At 63.6% G+C, this 3858-nt stretch carries 2 protein-coding genes and 2 pseudogenes (1 of these 4 running past the window's edge); all 4 read left to right on the top strand.

Annotated features, from left to right (window positions below; all coding sequences use genetic code 11):
• Positions 1 to 712: pseudogene (locus EOC06_RS07740) on the top strand (LysR substrate-binding domain-containing protein) (it extends 202 nt beyond the left edge of the window).
• A 119-nt stretch (positions 713 to 831) separates the two neighbouring features.
• Complete coding sequence (locus EOC06_RS07735) at positions 832 to 1926, top strand: ABC transporter ATP-binding protein (protein ID WP_128307467.1); 1095 nt, start codon at positions 832 to 834, stop codon at positions 1924 to 1926.
• Between the two features lie 67 nt (positions 1927 to 1993).
• Positions 1994 to 3109, top strand: a complete 1116-nt coding sequence (locus EOC06_RS07730; RefSeq protein ID WP_023812803.1) for an ABC transporter substrate-binding protein — start codon at positions 1994 to 1996, stop codon at positions 3107 to 3109.
• Between the two features lie 25 nt (positions 3110 to 3134).
• A pseudogene (locus tag EOC06_RS07725) lies at positions 3135 to 3858 on the top strand (ABC transporter permease); the annotation flags it as partial.

Genomic DNA, 3858 nt, shown 5'->3' with positions numbered 1-3858 from the left:
GCGCGGCCAGCGCTACGCCAGCGATGTGCGCAAAGCGCTCACCGTTCTGGGCGACGCGGTGACGCGCGATGCCGGCACCGGAGTCGGCGGCTCGTTCGCCGTCAGTTGCACGCCCGGCTTCGCCTCGCTGTTCTTGTGCACCCATATCGGCGAGTTCCGGCAGATGTATCCTGACGTGGCGCTGCGCATCCTGACGCCGCGCCGGCTCGACGATGTCAGCAATGCCGATGCCGATGCCTTCATTGCGTTTGGTGTCGGCAATTGGCCGAACCGGGCGGTCGAGCCGCTCTGTGAAATCTCGTTCACGCCGCTCTGCAGCCCGACACTGCTCAACAAGGTCGGTGGTTTTTCCCGGCCGTCGGACGTGCTGCGCGCCAACCTGCTGCATCTCGATGACACCGAGGATTGGGCGCGCTGGCTGGCGCTGTCCAAGGTGGAAAACCCCGACATTGAGGGCGGCATCTTCTTTTCGGACATGAACCTCGTCTTTTCGGCGGCGATTGCCGGCCAGGGCATCGCCATGGGCGACGAACTGACCAGCCGGCGGGCGCTGAGCGAGGGCCGGCTGGTCAGGCCGTTCGACATAGCGATCAAGTCGCCGCGTTCCTATTTCCTGGTCTCCGAACACGCCAAGGCTTCGCATCCGGTGCTGGAAGCGTTCGCAGGATGGCTGCGGTCGAAACTCCAGGAGAACCGCATTCTGCCGTATTGAGGGCAGGTGGCGACATCTCGCCATAGATGAATGGAATTTGCCGATCACGCGAAAACTATTCGGTTGCGGTGAGCCGGCACCCTGCCTACGATTTCGACAAGCGTTAGGGAAAGGGCAGTATGCAGCAACCCGGCCGTGCCGCAGAGATCAAGGCAATCGGGATCGGCAAGAGCTTCGGCTCATTCCGTGCGCTGGACAATCTGTCGCTCGATATCGGCCGTGGCGAGTTCCTGACCCTGCTCGGGCCGTCCGGTTCGGGCAAGACCACCTTCCTGATGATCCTTGCCGGCTTCGTGCAGCCGACCGAAGGCAAGCTGTTCAGCGACGGCGTCGACATCACCGACCGGCCGGCCGAGCAACGTGCCGCCGGCATGGTGTTCCAGGGCTACGCGCTGTTCCCGCATATGAGCGTCGAAGCCAACATCGCCTTCCCACTCAAGGTGCGCAAGAAATCGGCCGCCGACATCAAGCGCCGCGTCGGCGAGATGATCGAGCGCGTCGGCCTCAAGGGCCACGAGAAAAAACTGCCGGCGCAATTGTCAGGCGGTCAGCAGCAGCGTGTGGCGCTGGCCCGCGCGCTGGTGTTCGAACCGGGCGTGCTGTTGCTCGACGAACCGTTTTCCGCGCTCGACAAGGGCCTGCGCGGCCAGATGCAGGCCGAGATGAAGCGGCTGCACCAGGAGACCGGGACCACCTTCGTCTTCGTCACCCACGACCAGAGCGAGGCGCTGGCGCTGTCGTCACGCGTTGCCATCTTCAACCACGGCAAATTGCTGCAGGTTGGAGCGCCCGACGAGGTCTACGACCGGCCGGACAACCGCTTCGTCGCCGAGTTCCTCGGCGAGATCAACATGCTGCCGCTGAAGGGGGTCAAGCCTGCCGGCAATGGCTCGACCGGCCTGTGCGAGGACCGCGCGGTCAGCATGGGCTGCAAGGCCGAACTCGTGCGCGGCGATGCCATCCTGGCGATCCGGCCCGAATACATGTCGATATCGAGCGAGGCGGCAGATGGTGAGAATGGGATCGCCGCTACCGCCACCAACTCCACCTATCTCGGCGCGGCAACGCGGCTCGACCTGACGACGCGGCAAGGCGCCAAGGTCACGGTCTCGGTGCCCAACGAGGTGGCGGCCGCGGCGCTGAGCAAGGGCAACTCCGTCTGGCTCACCTGGCCGGCGGAAAAGGGTTTCCTCCTTCCGCATGGAGGACAATGACAAGCGGTGTCGCGAGACATCGCAGCACCGCTTTCGGGCACTATTAACAACAAAAAGGGGAACTGACATGACACATGATACCAAGAAACAAGCCATCGAGAGCCTGTCCGCCAGGGCAGGTCGCGGCGAGATCTCGCGCCGGCAGTTCACGCAGCTGGCGGCACTCGTGCTGGCCGGCACGCCGATGCTGCTGCGCTCGACAGGTGCCTTTGCGCAGGCCAAGGAACTTGTGCTGGTCAACTGGGGTGGCGATGCCATCACCGCCTACGATGCCGCCTATGGCCAGGCCTTCACCAAGGACACCGGCATCACCGTCAAGATGGACGGTTCGGGTCCGACCGAAGGTGCCATCGCCGCGCAATTCAAGAGCGGCGCGCCGACCTGGGATCTCGTCGATGTCGATCCGTTCTCGGCCATCACGCTCGGCGCCCAGGGGGCTCTCGAGCCGATCGATTACAACATCGTCGACAAGAAGAAGATGCGGCCCGGCTTTGGTTGGGAATACGCCGCCTCGACCTATTTCTTCTCCTATGTCATCGCCTATGATTCCGAGAAGTACGGCAAGGACGCGCCGACCGGCATGGCCGATTTCTTTGATGTGAAGAAATTCCCCGGCAAGCGCTCGCTCTACAAATGGGGCGTGTCGAGCTGGGAAGCGGCGCTGCTCGCCGACGGTATCGCGCCTGCGTCGCTCTACCCGCTCGACCTCAAGCGCGCCCATGACAAGATCGCCGCCTTCAAGGAAAACGTCGTTGCCTATTGGGGTGGCGGCGCCGAAAGCCAGAGTGTGCTGCTCAATGGCGAGGCCTCGATGGCGATCGTCTGGTCGACCCGCGCTTCACTGATCGAGCAGGATAGCGGCGGCAAGATCAAGTTCATCTGGGACCAGGGCCTGATCTCGCCCGGTGCGCTCGCCGTGCTCAAGGGCAATCCCGGCGGCAAGGACGCTGCGATGAAGTTCATCGCCAGTGCCCAGGACCCTGAAAAGCAGCTGGTCATGTTCGACAAGCTCGGCCAGGGCCCCGCCAACCCGGCGGCAGACGCGCTGATCCCGGCCGACAAGAAGCGCATCAACCCGGTCGATCCCGAGAACATGAAGAAGCAGATCGCGCTCGACATGGACTGGTACGCCAAGAACTACGGGCCGGCGCTCGACGAATACACCAAGATCATCTCGGCCTGATCAGGGCAGGGGTAATCGGGTCGAAATGAGATCCTATCTCTCCGACAGGATGGGCGCGGCGCTGTTGATGGCGCCGCTGCTCCTGTTTCTTGTCCTGGCCTATGCCTGGCCGTTCCTCGGCGTCGTCAAATGGAGCTTCACGCTGCCGACGCCCGGCCTCGGCCAGTATGAGGCGCTGCTTACCGACGATCTCGTGCAGTCGGTGTTCATCCGCACGCTGCGCATCGCGGCGGTCGTCACCGTGGTTTCGGTGGCCGCTGCCTACGCCATCACCGTCGTCTGGGTGCGTGGAACCCCGGCACAGCGCCTGGTCGCCGAGTTCTGCATTCTCGTTCCCTTCTGGATTTCCGTGCTGACCCGTGCTTTCGGCTGGGTGGCGCTGCTCTCCAATCGCGGCCTGATCAACAGCTGGCTGCAGGCGATCGGCTTCATTTCCGAACCGTTGGCGCTGGTGCGCAACGAATTCGGCGTCATCGTCGGCATGACGCATTTCCTCATTCCTTTCGCCGTCTTCCCGCTGGCATCGGCCATGCGCAGCCTCGACGACCGCGTGCTCCTGGCCGCGCGCGGGCTCGGCTCCAGCCGCATGCGCACCTTCTGGACAGTGTTCGTGCCGATGACTCGCTCCGGCATCATCGGCGCGGCGATGATCGTGTTCGTCTTCTCGCTCGGCTTCTTCGTCACGCCGGCGATCCTCGGTGGCGGCCGCAGCGTCATGATCGCCGAGCTGATCTATCTCAGGATCTTCC

The sequence above is a fragment of the Mesorhizobium sp. M7A.F.Ca.MR.362.00.0.0 genome, assembly GCF_004023175.1.
Classification (GTDB): Bacteria; Pseudomonadota; Alphaproteobacteria; order Rhizobiales; family Rhizobiaceae; genus Mesorhizobium.
The sequence above is the reverse complement of the archived record's forward strand: the minus strand, read 5'-3'. Positions and strand labels throughout refer to the sequence as shown.